16 protein-coding genes are annotated in these 18,498 nt (G+C 48.4%); 7 read left to right on the forward strand and 9 right to left on the reverse strand.

Annotation, left to right across the window (positions count from 1 at the left end):
• Positions 1-36 precede the first annotated feature (36 nt).
• On the reverse strand, positions 37-609 hold the full coding sequence (locus tag ICL07_RS23695) for a carboxypeptidase-like regulatory domain-containing protein (RefSeq protein ID WP_188090519.1): 573 nt from the start codon (positions 607-609) through the stop codon (positions 37-39).
• A 231-nt stretch (positions 610-840) separates the two neighbouring features.
• Between ICL07_RS23695 and ICL07_RS23700 the strand changes: the two genes are divergently transcribed.
• The 3 genes from ICL07_RS23700 (at position 841) to ICL07_RS23710 (ending at position 5,856) form a co-directional block, all read left to right on the forward strand.
• Entirely contained in the window at positions 841-1,383 is a 543-nt protein-coding gene (locus ICL07_RS23700; RefSeq protein WP_188090520.1) for an RNA polymerase sigma-70 factor, read from the forward strand.
• Between the two features lie 71 nt (positions 1,384-1,454).
• Positions 1,455-2,444, forward strand: coding sequence for a FecR family protein (locus ICL07_RS23705; RefSeq protein ID WP_188090521.1), 990 nt, complete (start codon positions 1,455-1,457; stop codon positions 2,442-2,444).
• A 22-nt stretch (positions 2,445-2,466) separates the two neighbouring features.
• Complete coding sequence (locus ICL07_RS23710) at positions 2,467-5,856, forward strand: TonB-dependent receptor (protein WP_188090522.1); 3,390 nt, start codon at positions 2,467-2,469, stop codon at positions 5,854-5,856.
• 225 nt (positions 5,857-6,081) lie between these two features.
• On the opposite strand, the gene ICL07_RS23715 is transcribed toward ICL07_RS23710, so the two are convergent.
• The gene (locus tag ICL07_RS23715) at positions 6,082-7,011 is read right to left on the reverse strand and encodes an aspartate carbamoyltransferase catalytic subunit (RefSeq protein WP_188090523.1); all 930 of its coding nucleotides are present in this window, start codon (positions 7,009-7,011) and stop codon (positions 6,082-6,084) included.
• 50 nt (positions 7,012-7,061) lie between these two features.
• Positions 7,062-7,592 (reverse strand): bifunctional pyr operon transcriptional regulator/uracil phosphoribosyltransferase PyrR, encoded by a 531-nt coding sequence (gene pyrR, locus ICL07_RS23720; protein WP_223152072.1) that lies wholly within the window; start codon positions 7,590-7,592, stop codon positions 7,062-7,064.
• 155 nt (positions 7,593-7,747) lie between these two features.
• Here pyrR and ICL07_RS23725 point away from each other — a divergent pair, with 155 nt between their 5' ends.
• A complete protein-coding gene (locus ICL07_RS23725; RefSeq protein ID WP_188090524.1) occupies positions 7,748-8,386 on the forward strand; it encodes an outer membrane beta-barrel protein in 639 nt (212 codons plus the stop codon).
• 74 nt (positions 8,387-8,460) lie between these two features.
• A complete protein-coding gene (locus ICL07_RS23730; protein ID WP_246485149.1) occupies positions 8,461-8,976 on the forward strand; it encodes a peroxiredoxin in 516 nt (171 codons plus the stop codon).
• A gap of 4 nt (positions 8,977-8,980) precedes the next feature.
• Here the strand turns inward: ICL07_RS23730 and ICL07_RS23735 are convergent, their stop codons facing one another.
• The 3 genes from ICL07_RS23735 to prfB form a co-directional block, all read right to left on the reverse strand.
• Positions 8,981-9,361: a hypothetical protein gene (locus ICL07_RS23735; RefSeq protein ID WP_188090525.1), complete on the reverse strand. Its 381-nt coding sequence runs from the start codon at positions 9,359-9,361 to the stop codon at positions 8,981-8,983.
• A gap of 88 nt (positions 9,362-9,449) precedes the next feature.
• The gene (pruA, locus tag ICL07_RS23740) at positions 9,450-11,081 is read right to left on the reverse strand and encodes an L-glutamate gamma-semialdehyde dehydrogenase (RefSeq protein WP_188090526.1); all 1,632 of its coding nucleotides are present in this window, start codon (positions 11,079-11,081) and stop codon (positions 9,450-9,452) included.
• Between the two features lie 102 nt (positions 11,082-11,183).
• Positions 11,184-12,279 (reverse strand): peptide chain release factor 2 gene (gene prfB, locus ICL07_RS23745; protein ID WP_188090527.1). Its coding sequence is split into 2 segments (ribosomal slippage): positions 11,184-12,218 and positions 12,220-12,279, totalling 1,095 coding nucleotides; the frame shifts between segments, so codons are not numbered across the junction.
• 164 nt (positions 12,280-12,443) lie between these two features.
• Between prfB and ICL07_RS23750 the strand changes: the two genes are divergently transcribed.
• Positions 12,444-13,250: a hypothetical protein gene (locus ICL07_RS23750; RefSeq protein WP_188090528.1), complete on the forward strand. Its 807-nt coding sequence runs from the start codon at positions 12,444-12,446 to the stop codon at positions 13,248-13,250.
• Positions 13,251-13,296: 46 nt separating this feature from the next.
• The gene (gene pgi / locus ICL07_RS23755) at positions 13,297-14,949 is read left to right on the forward strand and encodes a glucose-6-phosphate isomerase (RefSeq protein ID WP_188090529.1); all 1,653 of its coding nucleotides are present in this window, start codon (positions 13,297-13,299) and stop codon (positions 14,947-14,949) included.
• A 112-nt stretch (positions 14,950-15,061) separates the two neighbouring features.
• Here the strand turns inward: pgi and ICL07_RS23760 are convergent, their stop codons facing one another.
• The 3 genes from ICL07_RS23760 to ICL07_RS23770 all read right to left on the reverse strand — a co-directional run bounded on the left by ICL07_RS23760 (position 15,062) and on the right by ICL07_RS23770 (position 18,484).
• Positions 15,062-15,496: a DUF3276 family protein gene (locus ICL07_RS23760; protein WP_188090530.1), complete on the reverse strand. Its 435-nt coding sequence runs from the start codon at positions 15,494-15,496 to the stop codon at positions 15,062-15,064.
• A gap of 157 nt (positions 15,497-15,653) precedes the next feature.
• The gene (locus ICL07_RS23765; protein WP_188090531.1) at positions 15,654-17,450 is read right to left on the reverse strand and encodes an ABC transporter ATP-binding protein; all 1,797 of its coding nucleotides are present in this window, start codon (positions 17,448-17,450) and stop codon (positions 15,654-15,656) included.
• A gap of 104 nt (positions 17,451-17,554) precedes the next feature.
• Positions 17,555-18,484, reverse strand: a complete 930-nt coding sequence (locus tag ICL07_RS23770; RefSeq protein ID WP_188090532.1) for a phosphoribosylaminoimidazolesuccinocarboxamide synthase — start codon at positions 18,482-18,484, stop codon at positions 17,555-17,557.
• Positions 18,485-18,498 lie beyond the last annotated feature (14 nt).

Below are 18,498 nucleotides of genomic sequence, written 5' to 3' on the forward strand. Positions count from 1 at the left end.
TTAGGATGCTATTGAATTGTTGGATGCTATACTGGTTTATTGTTCCAGCTTGATTTCGCCAAGATCGGTAGCTTTACCATTTTCCACTTTTACATCCTTGATCACTGCGCTTTTATAAGGCGCTTTACCTACGATGGTGATGGTATAAGAACCAGCTTTGGCAGCCGGAATTGCGAAAGCGCCATCTGCAACGGCACCTTTCAGTTTTTCACTGCCGTTGTCCGCTTCTACTTCAGTAGCGCCGTCGGCAGGTGTTACTTTACCGCTAATGGAACCGCCGTCAACAGTACGGAGAGAATCCATACCTTTTACGGAATCCATACGCAGTGAATCGTAACGGAACAGTGAGTCCATTCGGGACACGGAATCAATACGGGAAAAAGAATCTACGCGGGCAAAAGAGTCGATACGGGCAACTGAATCCAGGCCCATCAACGAATCTATCGACAGGGAATCAAAACGTGCAACTGAGTCAACAGACATCAGTGAATCAACTTTAACTGATGCACTATCCAAAGACTTAACAGTCGTTGCATCAGCACTTCTAAACGAAGACATCCCTACTACCATTGCGGCTAAAGCGAGCATTCCTGTGATTGTTTTTTTCATGGCTTCAATTTTTTGTATGGTTAAAATTATGATGACAACCGTGTAACCAGTTGATTGTGCATGATTTTTGCGATATGTGCAGCAATCTATTAACCGGCTGTATACTAACAATACATTCGACAATGCACTTACCATTAGTGAAAGAAATGTTAAAGACAAAAATTTCTGTAAATACGGAATGCGAAGTGATTAAAATTTATCTTCGCACTGGCGGAAACAAAAGATCAAAGCATGTTGCAATTAAGTAACGACGAAATAGTCAAAGGCATCAGAAGCAGGAATAAAGCGGTGTTTGAAGCAGTCTTCAAACAATTCGCCCCTTCCATGTATAATATTGCCTTTCGCTATGTAAAAGATGAAGATGATGCCAACGACATGGTGCAGGATGTATTCCTCAATTTGTGGAAAGGCGCGGAGAACCTGGATGAAAGGGCCCCCGTCAACCATTACCTAGCGCGTGCTACTGTCAACACCTGTCTTAATCGCATCAAAAAAGAACAACGGAAAGAAGTATATGCAAAGGAACAACTGCTGACAGCCTCCCCGGTAGAAACATCCCATTCAAAGCTGGAACATAAGGAGCTGGAAGCACAGTACCGGTCGGCCCTCGACAAGCTGCCCGAACAGTGCCGTCGTGTGTTTGAAATGAGCCGGCTCAAAGGCCTCTCCCCCGCAGAAATAGCAGAGCAACTGAATATATCTATTAATACTGTATATGCCCACCTGACTACCGCCTTAAAAAAGTTGCGGGTAGTACTCATCAATAAAGAATAACAGCAACCAGGATTTTTTTTTGTACCGCTTAATGGTAACCCTTTCTCTGATTGTATAGTTAATAAGTAGCCATGAATAAGAAAACTGACATAGATATAGTGATCCGTTACCTGGAAGATCCGGACAACGAGCAGCATAAGCAGCAGCTCAACGACTGGATTCAACAGGACACCGCTAATCTGGATATTTTTCTGGATATGAAAGCGATGTGGCAGGGAGATCCACTTCCGGCAGCATCCGCCTTTGATACCCAGGGCCAATGGCTACAACTCAGTACAACCCTCGATACCCTGCCGGCCACCATCGCCCCCACACCTGTCGCCGCGCCCCGCAATACCCGCGTAGTCAACATCAAAACACGCTATTGGTGGGCTGCTGCTGCCGTACTGGCGATAGGCCTTACCTGGACCTGGCTGGGACCTGGTAGCTATAAAACCATTACCACTGCACAAAACATCGATAGCCTCCACTTGCCGGATGGCTCGATGGTATATATCAATACAAACAGTACTGTACGCTACTCCCGGACTTTTGGCAAAAACAACCGCCATATCAAAATAGATAAGGGAGAAGCCTTCTTTGACGTGGTAAAAAACGATGGCCTCCCCTTCACGGTAGACGCTCCGGATGTGAAAGTAAAGGTGCTGGGTACCGCTTTTAACGTTAAAACAGCGCAATCAGGCGTGAAAGTATTTGTACAATCCGGAAAGGTCGCCTTTAAAGGTAAAGGCAGCGGCAAAGAAGTCATCCTGACCCCCGGCCAGGAAGCCTCCCTCGCCCGCCATGGCAACGCTGTGGATACCCGTTTTTACAAGAAAAACAATAACATCCTCGCCTGGAGAACAAGATGCCTGACTTTCGACGACGCTCCGCTCCCGGAAGTAGCAGCTGCCTTGTCCGACTTCTATAACGTAGAGGTAAACATCAGCAATCAGCAGCTGAACGACAAAAAACTGCTGGCCACCTTCCCCAATATGCCGCTGGAGGAAGTGCTGGACATCATGCGGAAAACACTTCAAATCAATATCACCTATAAAAATAACCTGGTAGAAATCTACTAACCGGCGCCCGACCCTCTTGCTTATGCAGCATGCAATGCTACAGGCGCCGCGCTCTTATACCAGGTCAAGGTGCGTGCCTGTCTTCTTTTTTTATGTTGTTTTCCTGGTTTTCACCGGCTTCTCTATAGCCGCTCAGACTCCTAATGCCCCACCGAAACGCGTTTCCCTTCAATATGTGAATGCCAGCCTGAAGACCGTCATCCGGGATATCGAAAAACAAACCAAATACACCTTCGCTATCTCTACGGATGAACTGGAAACCCGTAAAGGCGTCAGCATTCATGTACACCATGCCGCCCTTCCCGATGTAGTACGGCAACTCTTCCCCGCTACCCGCTACAAAGTGGAAATCAGAGACGGCCAGATTATCGTTATCCCACAGAACACCACTCCTACTGACGTTTCCGGTAATAATAACAACAAACCCGTTGATAATAATAAATGGCAACTGACTGGTATTGTCACCGACGGACAGGAACCGCTCAGCGGGGTATCCCTTCGTGAGCAAGGCACTTCCAATGGCACCGCCACCGCCGAAAACGGCAGCTTCAAACTGGAAGTAGCATCCGCACAGGCAGTACTCTCCGTATCGCTCATCGGTTTTGAAACCAAAGAAATCGCCGTCAGGGACCGGCATAACATTGCCATTACCCTGCAACCCGACCTGAAAAAACTGAATGAACTGGTGGTACTCGGTTACGGCCTGCAGAAACGTGCCAATATCACCGGCGCCATTGCACAGGTAGACGGCGCCCGGCTGAAAAGCAGACCGGTACCCAATGTCATCGCTGCCCTCCAGGGCACCGCCACCGGCCTCGTCGTAACCCGTAGCAACGGTCAGCCCGGTAAGGAAGGTTTTAATATCCAGGTTCGTGGCGTCAATACCGGCGGCAACAATACGCCTGTTATTGTGGACGGTGTACCCGGCTCCCTCGCCGTGCTCAATCCGGATGATATTGAGTCTGTATCTATTCTGAAAGATGCGTCTGCCGCTTCCATCTACGGCGCCCGTGGCGCCGGCGGAGTGGTACTGGTTACCACCCGCACCGGGAAACCCGGCAAACTTTCGGTGGACTTCAACACGCTGGCGGGTTATGAAACACCGATCCGTATTCCGCACCGCCTGTCATCCGCACAACAAGCCACGATGGAAAATGAAGCGACGGTAAACGCAGGAGGCTTCGCTCCCTGGCAACCCGGAGAGATCGCGCTGATGGAGAAAGGCAACTATTACGCGAATGACTATACGAATCCTGGATTCTACCGCTACTATTATAATTTTAACCAGCTACCGCTGCTTACTAAAAAGAAAACCAGTGTACAGAACTATAACCTCTCTGTCAAAGGTGGTGATTCGCTGAACCAGTTTTCCGCTTCCTTCGGCTACTTCGGCCGTCAGGGTTTACTGGTGGAAGGGCCGGACAAAACACACCGGTTGAATGCCCGCATCAATCTCAATAACCGTTTCAGTAAACATATCAGCCTGGAAACGCGCCTGTCTTACGCGCAGACAAACACCTTCTCACCCTCCCAACCGGTGGAAGGCCCACAAGGCTTGCTGGCAGGGCTTTACCGGGGCGCCTCCAATGTGCCCATATTTGTGCCCGGCACACAACATTATGCTTTTGGCGGTGCAGCCTCCTACGCTATATTACACGATGGCGGTATCCGGGAGGAGAAAAACAATTATGTTGACGCCGTTTTTACCCTGCGGGCCGACAGTCTGACGAAAGGGCTCACCCTGCGACTGGTGTATAGTCCGCAGCAGCATACCCTGTACGACAACCTTGGCCGCAACAGCATTCAACTGTGGAATGCGACAGCACCCGTGTCTACCCTGCAGGAACGCAGTCTGCTACAGAAAAGCAAGCTACAGGGCAAAGGCGGCAACCTCCAGCTGCTGGCTGATTACGACACCAAAGTCAATAAACACAACCTTCATATACTTGGCGGCTATACGCAGGAGACCTATAACACCGACCAATATACGGCAGCCTCTTATGATCTTTCACCGGATAACGTCAACGCCTATCGGTTTAGCGGCACGCCTCAGTATACCATGACACAGTTCACCACCGGTTCCCTGATGTCGTTGTTTGGAAAAGTCAACTACAACTACGACAATCGCTACCTGTTGGAGGCTAACCTTATTGGCGGCCGTCTGTCACAGCGCAGCAGCGCCTTTCCAGCCATAGAGCAATGGCAGGCTTTCCCTTCTTTCTCTGCCGGGTGGCGGCTCAACAACGAAGAATGGTTTTACCATGCCTTCCATTTTTTCAATGAATTTAAGCTGCGCTGGTCCTGGGGAAGATTAGGTAATGTCAACAGCTGGAATACTATTGACAACGACGAACGCCTCAGTACCTTTACCTTCGGATATAATAATCCGCTTTCGCCGTTTGTTTATAAGAACCCGGTTCCGCAGGCATCCGGATGGGAAAACATCTCCACTTATAATTACGGATGGGATGCCACCCTGTTCCGTGGCCGACTCACGCTGTCCGCCGATTACTTCGTGAAACACAACCGCGATATGCGTATACCGGTACAGTTGCCTTCTACGGCCGGTGCATGGCCGCTGCGCTTCAATACCGGCGAAATGCGCGCCTGGGGATGGGAACTGAATGCCGGATGGCGCAGCACACACGGGCCCTTCACCTGGTACCTGAATGCCAACCTGTTCAACAATCAGACAAAGGTTTTACGTAACGACGGCGTTGCACCGCAGGCAGGCTGGAACCTGGGCATCCCCGGCTATCCTTATTCTTCCCTGTTTGGCTATATCGCTGACGGGTATTTCCAGAACAGCAGCGAAGTACAGCAGCATGCGTTCCAGAGCGCCCATACCGCTCCCGGTGATATCAAATACCGCGACGTTAATGGCGACCATAAAATAGACAACAGCGACCTGGTATACCTGGGCAGCACGGATCCGCAGCTGGCGTACGGTATCGATGCCGGCTTCGCCTGGAAAGGCCTGGAGTTCTCCATCTTTTTCCAGGGCGTCAGCAACCGTAAGGTCATGCCCGATCCACGTTACAACCTTCCCTATACAGATGGCTGGCAACAGCCATGGGACATCAACCAGGACTACTGGACACCCAACCGGCCCAATGCCCTGTTTCCCCGTCTGTATCTCCATGACGATCAAAACACCGCTCCTTCCAGCCATTGGGTGATGAATGGGGCCTACATACGCCTGAAGAACCTGCAACTGGGATACAACCTGCCCGCTGCATGGCTGAAGAAAATCTTCGTTAAAAATCTGCGCCTCTACTTCTCCGGACAGGACCTATGGGAAAGCACCCGGATGAAAATACGCTACTACGACCCTGAGCAGGCAGGAGGATATAACGGTAACGTGTATCCGTTTTTCAGATCGTATACGATCGGGTTAAATGCATCCTTCTAGTTCCCGGGACTGAAGCCCTGGGCTAATGATTTCGCTGATTAGCGGAGATAGAAACGAATTGAGATTTTGCCTGAATTTGTTAGCATCATTGCCGGCATCAATCATCTTCCATAAAAGAAAAGCCGCCTCATTACGAGACGGCTCTTTTTATCTTCCTAAAAATTATCAATATAAAAAATTCCACCCATCTTCGCTCATCAGCGAAATCAGCATTCATCCTGGCTATTACAGTTCCTTTTTTCCTGCCAACAGATACAATGCCGCCATTCTCACTGCCACACCATTCTCCACCTGATCGAGGATGATAGACTGACCGGAGTCTGCCACGTCGGAGTTCAGTTCCACACCGCGGTTGATAGGTCCGGGGTGCATGATCACCACTTCTTTATGGAGACTATCCAGCAGCTGACGGTTGACGCCATAAGCCAGGGAATATTCGCGGAGAGAAGAAAACAGCGGGGTGTTTTGTCTTTCCAATTGAATCCGGAGCACGTTGGCTACATCGCACCATTGCAAAGCTTCCCGGATGTTGTAGCTGACATTCACGCCGAGGGCGGCGCCGATATGTTTTGGAATAAGTGTAGGAGGACCAACCACTGTTACTTCAGCGCCCAGTTTTTTCAGGCAGTAGATATTGGACAGTGCCACCCGGGAGTGCATGATATCACCGCAGATAGCGACTTTTTTCCCTTCTACGCTACCCAGTCTCTCTCTGATAGAGAAAGCGTCGAGCAGGGCCTGAGTGGGATGTTCGTTGATACCGTCGCCGGCATTGAGGATCGGCACATTGATATGGCGTGACAGGAAGTGCGGCGCCCCGCTGGCGGAATGACGCATCACCACCACATCCACTTTCATGGACAGGATGTTGTGCACCGTATCGATCAGCGTTTCCCCTTTTGAAACGGAGGAGCCGGAAGCAGAGAAATTGATGGTATCTGCGCCCAGCCTTTTTTCCGCCAGTTCAAAAGAAATGCGGGTACGGGTTGAGTTCTCAAAAAATAAATTAACGATGGTAGTATCGCGCAGCGTGGGAACCTTTTTAATCGGCCTTTGTAAAACCTCCTTAAACTGGTCGGCGGTTTGAAAAATAAGTTCTATATCCTGGCGCTGCAGATCGCGAATTCCGAGTAAGTGTTTTACAGAAAGTGACATTAATGTGCAAATATAAAGGGTGAAATCTGAATTGAAAAATCCGGTTTGTATTAATCAACCAGAATAACTTCATCTTTCCCATCTCTTTGCTCCCATAATACCCTTACTTTCTGGGAAATAAGAGCATCGATGGTGCGCCCGGTATAATCGGGCTGAATGGGCAGCTGGCGGCTGAACCGGCGGTCTATCAACGCCAGTAGTTCTACCGAAGCCGGCCGGCCGAAGTCGAGCATAGCATCCAGGGCCGAACGGATAGTCCTGCCGGTATACAACACATCGTCTATCAGCACCACCTTTTTATTTTCTATGGAGAAATTAATGTTGGTTTCGCTGGGCACATGTAAGGTTTTGCCCTTGTTATAATCGTCTCTGTAAAATGTAATGTCCAGTTTGCCGTAATGGATAATGGCGCCCGGCAACAGTTTCTTCAGCGTCTCATAAATCCTGTCCCCCAGGTAGATGCCGCGTGGCTGCAACCCTATCAGTACCGTGTTTTCAAACTGCAAATGATTCTCGATCAGTTGATGGCAAAGTCTGTCTATCGTAATAGCCAGCTGCTTACCGTTTAGTATGGTCTTCAAAACTATACGCTTTTAGACGCCAAAAATACGGATTAATGCCACACATAAAAAGATGAATATCATAAAGCTGCAAGATAAATTATGGCATCTTTCATTTTTTCGGGTTAAAGATTTCATTTATATAGCATCAAATTTATATTTAAACATCCCGTTTTATGAAAAAATTCATCATTCCTGTACTGGCAGCCGCCACCTTTCTGGCCGGCGGTCAGTTGTTTGCCCAGCAAAAGAAAAACTTCATTAATGCCAGCTTTAATGTTTCAAACGAAAAGTACAAGTACACCGCAAATGGCAACCAGTATGACAACTCTAACACTAATTTCAGTATCTCTCCGGCGTATGGGTATTATTTCAGGGAACGCTGGGCCATTGGCATAGCTGTTGGATATGGCCACAGCAAGAAAGGTTCATCTGAAAACGGACCTCAAACGAAAACCCAGCTCTTTAGCGTTAGCCCTTTTGTACGGTACGAACAACCTATCTGGAGCAGCCATCTTTCTGTATACACAGATGGTAGCCTCTACTTCAACTCTGCCAAAAGCGATTCCTATCATGAACCCAATTGGACCCAGGACTCTAAAAGCACCAACTATGGTCTTTCGATTGTGCCAGGACTGCTGTTTCACCTGACACCATCGTTCTCACTGACCGCCAACATGGGCAGTGTGTTCGCCGCCGGTTCAGGAACACAAAAACAGACAGGTGGAGATTTCAAAACAACCAATACCAGTGTGGGGCTATTTAAAAATTTTGGCTTCAACAATTTTACATTTGGTATCAACTTCCACTTCTAAAAAAACAACAGCGGGAAATTAGTTGCACTAATTTCCCGCTATCTGTCGTACTTTAGTCGTACCAAATCACTGGTATGAAAACACTCAAGCTTATCATCGCCATGGCCGCTTTCCTTCAATTCTGGGGTTCTTCTTCTGCAGGTCAGGTTAAAGTTGGGGACAAGGTCCCGGTTTTTAGCCTGCAAGACCAAAATGGAAAAACCTTTGACCTTAGCACCGTAGTGGGCAAACAGCCCCTGGTCATCTATTTTTATCCGAAAGATGAAACCAGCGTATGTACCAAAGAAGCCTGCTCCTTCCGGGATGCGTACCAGGATTTTCAGCGTTATGGCGCCATGGTCATCGGTATCAGCGCCGATAATGTAGCTTCCCACCGGAGCTTCGCTACCCACCATAGCCTCCCCTTCACTTTACTCAGCGATCCTAAAAATGAGGTGCGTAAACTGTTTGGCGTGCCGAAAACGTTTGTCATTCCTGGACGGGTGACCTACATCGTGGACAAAAACGGAGTCGTCGTGCATGAGTTCAACAGCCTGCGTGATGGAGAAAAACACGTCACCGAAGCACTGGCGGCGCTGAAGAAGATGTAGGCGATCAGAGCTTACGCAGATCCCTGAACGAAGATATCTCCTCTTTCAACTGAAACAGCTGAATGCTCCAGATCAGTCCCTGTACAAGGGTATAGGCAGTCAATGCCAGGAAGACGGACAGCTCTTTTACATTGCCCATTTTATCGGCCATCATTAATATTCTTGCCAGAAAGAGCACGGCGCATACCAGGAAGATCAGTACTTTGGTTCCTTTTTTCTTCATTTGCCGGCTGAAGTAGCCGTCGTAAGCCAACACCGCCTGCTGTGCTGCCTCCTCACGGGAACAGCCACCAGCAACGAGGCGTTGCTCCAGATCAGCCACGCGCCACTGTTTATGAGGTTCTCCAAAATACTGTTGTACGATTGCTTCCTTTCCTGTCTCCATGTCTTATTATTTATTTCAGGTACAAAATAAGTAAAAGGCGATGAATAAATATTCATCGCCTTTTGTATATCATGAACATTTGGTGTTCTTATGCTTCATTCAGGAACGGGTACCGGTAATCGGTAGCCGGAACGAAAGTTTCCTTGATGCTTCTGGCGCTTAACCAGCGATACAGGTTCAGCATAGAACCCGCTTTGTCGTTGGTACCGGAAGCGCGGGCGCCGCCAAAAGGCTGTTGACCTACTACCGCACCGGTAGGTTTGTCATTGATGTAGAAGTTACCTGCAGCGTTCACCAGTTTTCTGGTAGCCAGTTCCACCGCGTAGCGGTCCTGCGCGATGATGGCGCCGGTGAGGGCGTATTCGGAGGTGCTGTCTACAGTGTGCAGGATATCTTCAAATTTCTCTCCGTCGTAAACATAGATCGTTAATACGGGGCCGAAGATTTCTTCGCACATGGTCACGTAGTTAGGATCGGTTGTTTCGATGACGGTCGGTTCGATGAAGTAACCTTCTGTTTTATTGTAGTTACCGCCAGCGATGATTTTCGCTTTCGGATCTTTCTTCGCGTTCTCGATGTATTGAGCGATCTTATCGAAAGAGCGCTCGTCGATCACAGCGTTGATGAAGTTGCTGAAATCTTCCGTAGTACCCATTTTCATGGTCTGAAGCGCAGCAACCAGTTTGGATTTTATCTGGTCAGCAAGATTGTTTGGTATATATGCGCGGGAAGCGGCAGAACATTTCTGGCCCTGGTATTCGAAGGCGCCACGGGCGAGTGCCGTCACGGAGATGTCAACATCAGCTGATTTGTGGATCAGCACGAAATCTTTACCACCGGTTTCACCTACGATACGGGGATATGTTTTGTATTTGTGGATGTTTTCACCGATAGTCTTCCACATTGTCTGGAATACGCCGGTAGAGCCGGTGAAGTGGATACCAGCGAAGTGAGGGTCAGCGAAGCAGATATCGCCGATCAGCGGACCGCCGGCATATACCAGGTTGATCACGCCTTCCGGCAGACCAGCTTCGATCATGATCTTCATGAACATGCTGGCAGCAAACACCTGGGTATTGGCAGGTTTCCATACTACCACGTTACCACACATAGCGGCGGAAGTAGGCAGGTTACCAGCGATGGCGCTGAAGTTGAAAGGTGTTACAGCCAGTACGAAACCTTCCAGCGGGCGGTATTCCACACGGTTGTGGGTCAGTGGCGCGCTCACAGGCTGTTGACGGTATATTTCGCTCAGGAAGTGTACGTTATAGCGGAGGAAATCGATCAGTTCGCATGCGCTGTCGATCTCAGCCTGGTAGGGGTTTTTGCTTTGACCCAGCATAGTGGCCGCGTTCATGTGGAAACGGTATTTGGTAGCGATCAGGTCAGCAGCACGCAGGAAGATGCCCGCACGGGTTTCCCAGTCCATGTTAGCCCATTTCTCTCTTGCTTCCAGTGCGGCAGCGATGGCTGCTTTTACATGGGTAGCGTCGCCCTGGTGGAAATGACCCAGTTTGTGCCTGATTTCATGCGGAGGGCGCAGGTCAACGGTATTACCGGTACGCACTTCTTTACCACCGATATACATCGGAATATCTGCTACTTCAGCTTTGAATGCCGCCAATTGTTTTTTCAGTGCAGCTCTTTCCGGAGAACCGGGCGCATAACTCAACACTGGCTCATTGGCAGGTGCTGCGTATTGAAAATATCCTGTATTCATTTCCTCAGATTTTGTTGTAACTGTTTAAAACAAAAAAAGTTTCCGCTGCAAATTTACGGTCAAATTTGCAGCAGAAACCTATTAATTATTTACCTATAATTATCAATTATTGTCCTCTTCCTTCTGCATCATCAGGTAAGCCTTGATAAAACCGTTCAGCTCACCATCCATCACAGGACCCACGTTACCCACTTCATAGTCGGTGCGGTGGTCTTTGATCATCTTATAAGGGTGGAATACGTAGGACCGTATCTGGGAACCCCATTCGATCTTACGTTTGTTGGCGTTGGCAGCGTTTTTCAGCTCTTCGCGTTTGCGCAGCTCTTCCTCATACAAGCGTGATTTCAACATGGTGAGCGCCTTTTCGCGGTTCTCCCCTTGTGTACGCGCCTGCTGGCATTCGATGATAATACCGGAAGGAATGTGCTTGAGTCGCACGGCTGTTTCCACCTTGTTTACGTTCTGTCCGCCTTTACCACCGGAACGATAGAATTCCCATTCCAGGTCGGCAGGATTGACTGCGATCTCGATCGTGTCGTTCACTAACGGGTACACATATACGGAAGCAAAAGAGGTGTGCCTGCGGGCATTGGAATCAAAGGGCGAAATACGCACCAACCGGTGTACACCGCTTTCTGCCTTCAGGTGTCCGTAGGCAAAATCGCCGTCGAACTCCAGGGTAGCAGATTTGATACCGGCGCCATCGCCGTATTGGGTATCGATTTCTGATACTTTCCAGCCCTGTTTTTCACCATACATCCGGTACATACGCAACAGCATTTCAGCCCAATCCTGGCTTTCAGTGCCGCCGGCGCCGGAATTAATGGTTAATACCGCCGGCATTTCATCTTCCGGCTGATTAAGGGTGGATTTGAATTCAAGGTCTTCCAAAGCAGCTTTGGCGGTTTCATAAGCCTGGGCTACTTCTTCTTCGGTGGCCTCTCCTTCTCTGAAGAAATCGTTGAGTACACTGCTGTCTTCAATGGCAGTGTGCACGTTATCGTAGAGGTCAACCCAGTATTTGTTTACCTGGATTTCCTTTAGGATAGAAGTCGCCCTGGCGTTATCATCCCAGAATCCCGGGGCCAGGCTCAACTGTTTGTCATTTTCGATTTTAGCTAAACGGTCAGGTACGTTAAAGAAAACCTCCCAGGACATAAAGACGGTCCCTCATAGCTTTAAGTTGCTCTGCTGTCATAGCGGGCAAATGTAGGTAAAAATGTGCAATTCTGCTAATATCACCACAATTCTATCTCCTGCTGCTGTTATCCTTTAACAGCGCTTTAGCATAATTTTTGCAGCTGGAGCGGGAAACCATATCAGTAATATTTTTAAATAATATTAAAAAAAAGTCCTATTGCGATGACGGTATCCCATGAAACCCTCCACTATAAAAACAAATCGGTATTTAATGCCCTCGCTTTCCTCTTTATGATGACCGCCAATGCACTGGCCTGGCTGCTGCCTATCAATGGTAAACAAACAGGGGAAGTTGCAGATGAATATCCCAATCTGTTTGTACCGGCAGGTTTCACCTTTTCTATCTGGAGTGTTATCTACCTGTCCCTGCTGGGCTTTGTCATATATCAGCTATGGCTGGCTTTTTCCGGCAAACGTCCGGACGTACTGGCCCGTGTAATGGGCTGTATGAAAGAATGGTTTCTTATCAGCTGTGTGGCGAATGCCACCTGGCTGTTTGCCTGGCATTATGAACTGATGCCGGTAAGCGTGGGACTGATGCTGATATTGATGGCTTCTCTTGTTATCATTCATGTGAACTTCGGCATGGGGCGTGTAGCGCCTGGCACCGCGGAAAAGTTATTCATTCATTTTCCTTTCAGCATTTATCTTGGATGGATCAGTATTGCCACACTGGCCAACATTACTACCCTGCTGGTATATGCCGGGTGGACCGGCGACGTTACCTTCCAGGTATGGTGGACCGTCAGTATGATTGCCCTGGGTACCCTCATCAGTATCGTCATGATATTCCGCCGTAACAATATACCCCATGCACTGGTAGCAGTATGGGCCTTCTATGGCATCCTCATTAAAAGAAGAGAAGCTGGTATCATGGAACAACAACCGGTCATCCATTCCTGTGTGATTGCTATTGGCGTTATTGCGATCGCTATTTCCTGGCATTTATACAGGAAACCCCGATCTTAAAAAGTAAAAAGATTATTTTTGAGCTGCAATTAATCAAAGCTATTATATGTTTCCATCTACCAGTCCAGTAGCCACGAAAGCGTGGCAGGCATTGTTAAAGCATGCCGATGAAATGAAAAAGGTACAGATGCGTGCCTTGTTTATGGAAGACCAGGAACGTTTCAAAACGTTTTCCCTCCAGATGGAAGACATCCTGTTCGACTATTCCAAAAACCTGATCACTGAAGAGACCCGCAGCATGCTGCTTTCGCTGGCAGATGAATGTGGTGTCAACACTGCTATACAGGCTATGTTCGGTGCGGAAAAAATCAACGTAACGGAAAACCGCGCCGTGCTGCATACCGCGCTGCGCAACTTCTCCGGCAAACCCGTGATGCTCGATGGCCGTGATGTAATGCCGGATGTACTGGCCGTACTCAGCAAGATGGACCACATCTGTCGCCAGGTACACAACGGGGAATGGAAGGGATATACGGGCAAGCCTATACGTTATATCGTCAACATCGGTATCGGTGGTTCAGATCTCGGTCCGGTGATGGTGACCGAAGCGCTCAAACCCTACTGGAAACCGGGCATACAGCCGCACTTCGTTTCCAACGTAGACGGCACACACATCGTGGAAACACTGAAGCAGGTAACGCCGGATGAAACACTTTTCCTCATTGCGTCTAAAACATTTACCACACAGGAAACCATGACCAATGCGCATACTGCACGTAACTGGTTCCTGGAACATGCGAAAGACGAAAAGTTTGTCGCCAAACATTTCGTGGCATTGTCTACCAACGAAAAAGCGGTGACAGCCTTCGGCATAGATCCCAACAACATGTTTGAATTCTGGGATTGGGTAGGCGGCCGTTACTCCCTGTGGTCCGCTATTGGTTTGTCTATTGCGTTGACTATCGGTTACGAAAATTTTGTGGCGTTGCTGACCGGTGCACATGAAGTGGACAAACATTTCTCACAAACACCGCTCGACCGGAACATCCCTGCCATCATGGCCCTGGTAGGCCTTTGGAACGGCAACTTCCTCGGCGCCGCAACAGAAGCCATACTGCCTTACGACCAGTATATGCACCGCTTTGCAGCATACTTCCAGCAGGGTAATATGGAGAGTAACGGTAAACATGCAGACCGTAACGGCAAACCTGTACAGTATGAAACCGGTCCCATTGTATGGGGTGAACCCGGCACCAACGGGCAGCATGCTTTTTATCAGCTGATTCACCAGGGTACCCGGTTAATCCCCTGCGATTTCATAGCACCTGCCATCAGCCACAACCCGATTGGTGATCATCATGTAAAACTGTTGTCTAACTTCTTCGCACAAACGGAAGCGCTGATGAATGGCAAAACCGAAGCTGAAGTATTGGAAGAACTGAAGAAAGCCAATACTCCGGAAGAAGAGATCCAACGGGTATTACCCTATAAGGTGTTTACCGGTAACCGTCCGTCCAACTCCTTCCTGCTGAAAGAAATCACGCCCCGTTCGCTGGGTATGCTGATTGCTTTTTATGAGCATAAGATTTTTGTACAGGGCGTTATCTGGAACATTTATAGTTTTGATCAGTGGGGCGTGGAACTGGGTAAACAACTGGCCGGCAAGATCCTTCCGGAGCTGCAGAATGATGATTATATCTCCAATCATGATTCCAGCACCAATGGTTTGATCAATGCCTTTAAAGCGTTAAGAAAATAACGAAGGATAGTACATAAAAGAAGAACGCCCACTGAATATTCAGCGGGCGTTCTTCTTTTATAACTTACGGGGTGATTCCTGCATTATGCAATAGTCGTCAGGGAAATCACGGTTACCATTTGTCTACCTCGTCAGCGCTATGTGAAGCGGGGGCGGACGCCGCAACTGGAGTGGCAACAGCGGCTACTTCTGCGGTACGGGATACCTCGTTGTTGTCGCCGTCTGTTTCGTCCTGATCTTCCTGCACATAATCGTGATTGTAGGCATCAAAATCAAAATCGGGCATCAACTCAGTTTTCACGTAGTTGATAGTTTCTGTCAGCGCATTCAGGAACTTGTTGAAGTCTTCCTTGTACAGGAATACTTTGTGCCTGTCGTAGCCGTTGTCATTAAAACGTTTCTTACTTTCCGTGATGGTCAGAAAGTAATCGTTTCCCCGAGTGGTCTTTACATCAAAGAAGTACGTCCTTCTTTTACCCGCTTTCAATCGTTTAGAAAAGATGCTATCATTGTTTCTTTCCTGTTGATTGGTGTTTTCGTACGCCACAGTTGATAGATTTAAGTGTTAACGAATCAAATCCTGTTACAATAAGGAACAAATATACTATTGTTTTACAAATATCAAAATATTTTTAAATGATTTTGAAAAATCATAAAACCCGGCTGTAACAGGCCGTGGCGGAGGATATACAAGAAGGTGATTGTTATTCAGTTATACTTTCTTCGTCGCCGGATTGCTGTCTTGCATACAACTCTGCGTAGTAACCATTCAATGATAATAATTCATCATGTGTTCCTTCTTCCACAATACGTCCTTCATCCAATACAATGATCTTATCAAACTCAAACAGGGAAAAGATACGATGGGTAATGATTACAGCGGTTTTGTTTTTCAGGTAGGCGTACAGGTTACCGATGATCTCCTTTTCCGTACGGGCGTCTACGGCAGAGAGACAATCGTCAAAAATCATGATATCCGGGTTTTTGATAAGTGCCCTGGCAATGGATATACGTTGTTTCTGGCCACCACTGAGCGTAACGCCCCGCTCCCCTATGGCGGTATCAAAACCGTCGCTGAAGCCCAGGATATCTTTCTCGACCGAAGCCTGCCGGGCCGCTTGCTGCACTGCCTGCAAACTGGCCGCAGGATCACCGAAACGGATATTATTGGCAATGGAATCGGAGAACAGGAATACATCCTGCGGCACATAACTGATCTGGCTGCGCAGCTGTTCCAGGTGCATGTAGCGGACATCGTGGGTATCCAGCATCACCTTGCCTTCCTGCGGATCGTACATGCGTATCAGTAACTGCGCCAGCGTGCTTTTACCGGAACCGGTACGCCCGATCACAGCGACTTTCTGTCCGGGTTGTACCTGCAGATTCACCTCTTTGAGTGCCGTAATACCGGTATGAGGGTAGGTAAATGTTACCCCCTGCAAATGAATACCACCCTCTAACTGTACCGTTTTAGCAGCAGGCTCATCTTTGATTTCCGGGGTGATTTTCAGGAATTCGTTTATCCGTTGCTGTGAGGCCGCCGCCCTTTGTGTCATCGTTGCCACCAGCCCGATAGACAGGAAGGGGAACATCAACATATTTACATAGATCACAAACTCCGCCAGGTTACCGACCGTAATATTTCCAGCTATCACCTGGAAGCCGCCGATAAAGATGGTCAGTATCACACTCACACCAATCATGAGCGCCATCGCCGGCTGAAACAGGGCATCGGTTTTAGCCAGGCTGATAGAGCTTTGCTTATACGCTTCGCTGGCATCTTCAAAATGCCTCCCGCTGGCATCTTCCTGCACATAGGACTTAATCACCCGGATACCGGAATAAGACTCCTGGGCAATAGAAGTGATATTGGATAATTCTGCCTGTATCTTTTCGCTTTTACGGTGGATGATTTTATTCACATAATAGATCATCAATGCCAGAACAGGCAGCGGTGACAAAGTATACAGCGTCAGCAGCGGGTTGACCTCCAACATCAGGTATACCACAATCACGATCAGCAACAGGGTACGCGATGCATACATAATTGCCGGCCCGGCGTACATCCGTACCCGTGAAACGTCTTCCGTAATACGGCTCATCAAATCACCCGTCCGGTGCATCTTAAAAAAATTAAGGTCCATCTTCTGGTAGTGCTGATAAATTTCGTTCTTGAGGTCAAATTCAATGTGACGGCTCATTACAATGAGCGTTTGCCGTTGCAGGAACAGGAAAAACCCACTCAGCAAGGCAAAGGCCAGGATACTGACACCATAAAAAGCGAGGATACGGGAGAAGTCGGCCCGGAAAGCACCCTTCAGACTGGTGTCACTCAAGAGGCGATATTCGTCCAGGTTGAGCGACAGCAGGTCGAAAATCTGCCGGACCATGATAGGCTGAAAAACACTGAAGACAATCGAGATGGCCGTAAACAAGAGCCCCAGGATGAGGCGCCATTTGTTGGCCATAAAATATTTATTGAGCGCGGCTAAATGTTTCAATCGGATAAGTTTGACACAAAAGTAAGTCAAAGTAGCTTACGAAAAAGAGCGGAGATCAAAGCTCATGCTTCGACCTCCGCTCCTGTATAATGTAATGCTGATGATTACAGCTGTTTCAGCGTTTCGATGATTTTCGCTTCTGCTGCATCGCGGGTCACATCTTCTTTTACGAATTTGCGGCCGGTGATGTTTTCAAACAGCTCGATATAACGTTCGCTCACGCTGTTGATGAATTCGTCGGTCATTTCAGGTACCTGTTGACCGTCTTTGCCCTGGAAACCGTTTTCCATCAGCCATTCGCGCACGAACTCCTTGCTCAGCTGTTTCTGTTGCTTGCCGGCTGCCTGGTTGGCTTCGTAACCTTCTGCATAGAAATAACGGGAAGAGTCCGGTGTATGGATTTCGTCGATCACATAGATGGTATCGCCGATTTTACCGAATTCATATTTGGTGTCCACGAGGATCAGGCCACGTTCTGCTGCCATCTCCTTCCCTCTCGCAAACAGCGCGAGGGTGTATTTTTCCAGTTGTTCGTAATCTTCTTTGCTTACCAGTCCCTGCGCGATGATTTCCTCGCGGGAAATATCTTCATCATGACCTTCGTGCGCTTTGGTAGTAGGTGTAATGATCGGCTGAGGGAAGAAATCGTTTTCTTTCATTCCGTCCGGCATGGTAACGCCGCAGAGTACACGCTGACCGGTTTTGTAGGTCCTCCAGGCATGGCCGGTGAGGTTACCACGAACGACCATTTCTACGGGGAATGTTTCGCATTTCAAACCTATGGTTACATTAGGCAGCGGAGTAGCTTTTACCCAGTTAGGCACGATGTCTTTGGTAGCTTCCAGCATGATGGCAGCCACCTGGTTCAGTACCTGTCCCTTGTAAGGAATAGGGCGGGGCAATACCACATCGAACGCAGAGATGCGGTCGCTTACGGCCATCACCATGAGTCTGTCCTCAATGGTGTAAACATCACGTACTTTCCCTTTGTAGAAGGCGGTTTGACCCGGGAATTTGAAATTTGACTCTAACATGAATATAGAATTAA

Origin of the sequence: Chitinophaga qingshengii, assembly GCF_014529935.1 — a bacterium.
GTDB lineage: Bacteria > Bacteroidota > Bacteroidia > Chitinophagales > Chitinophagaceae > Chitinophaga > Chitinophaga qingshengii.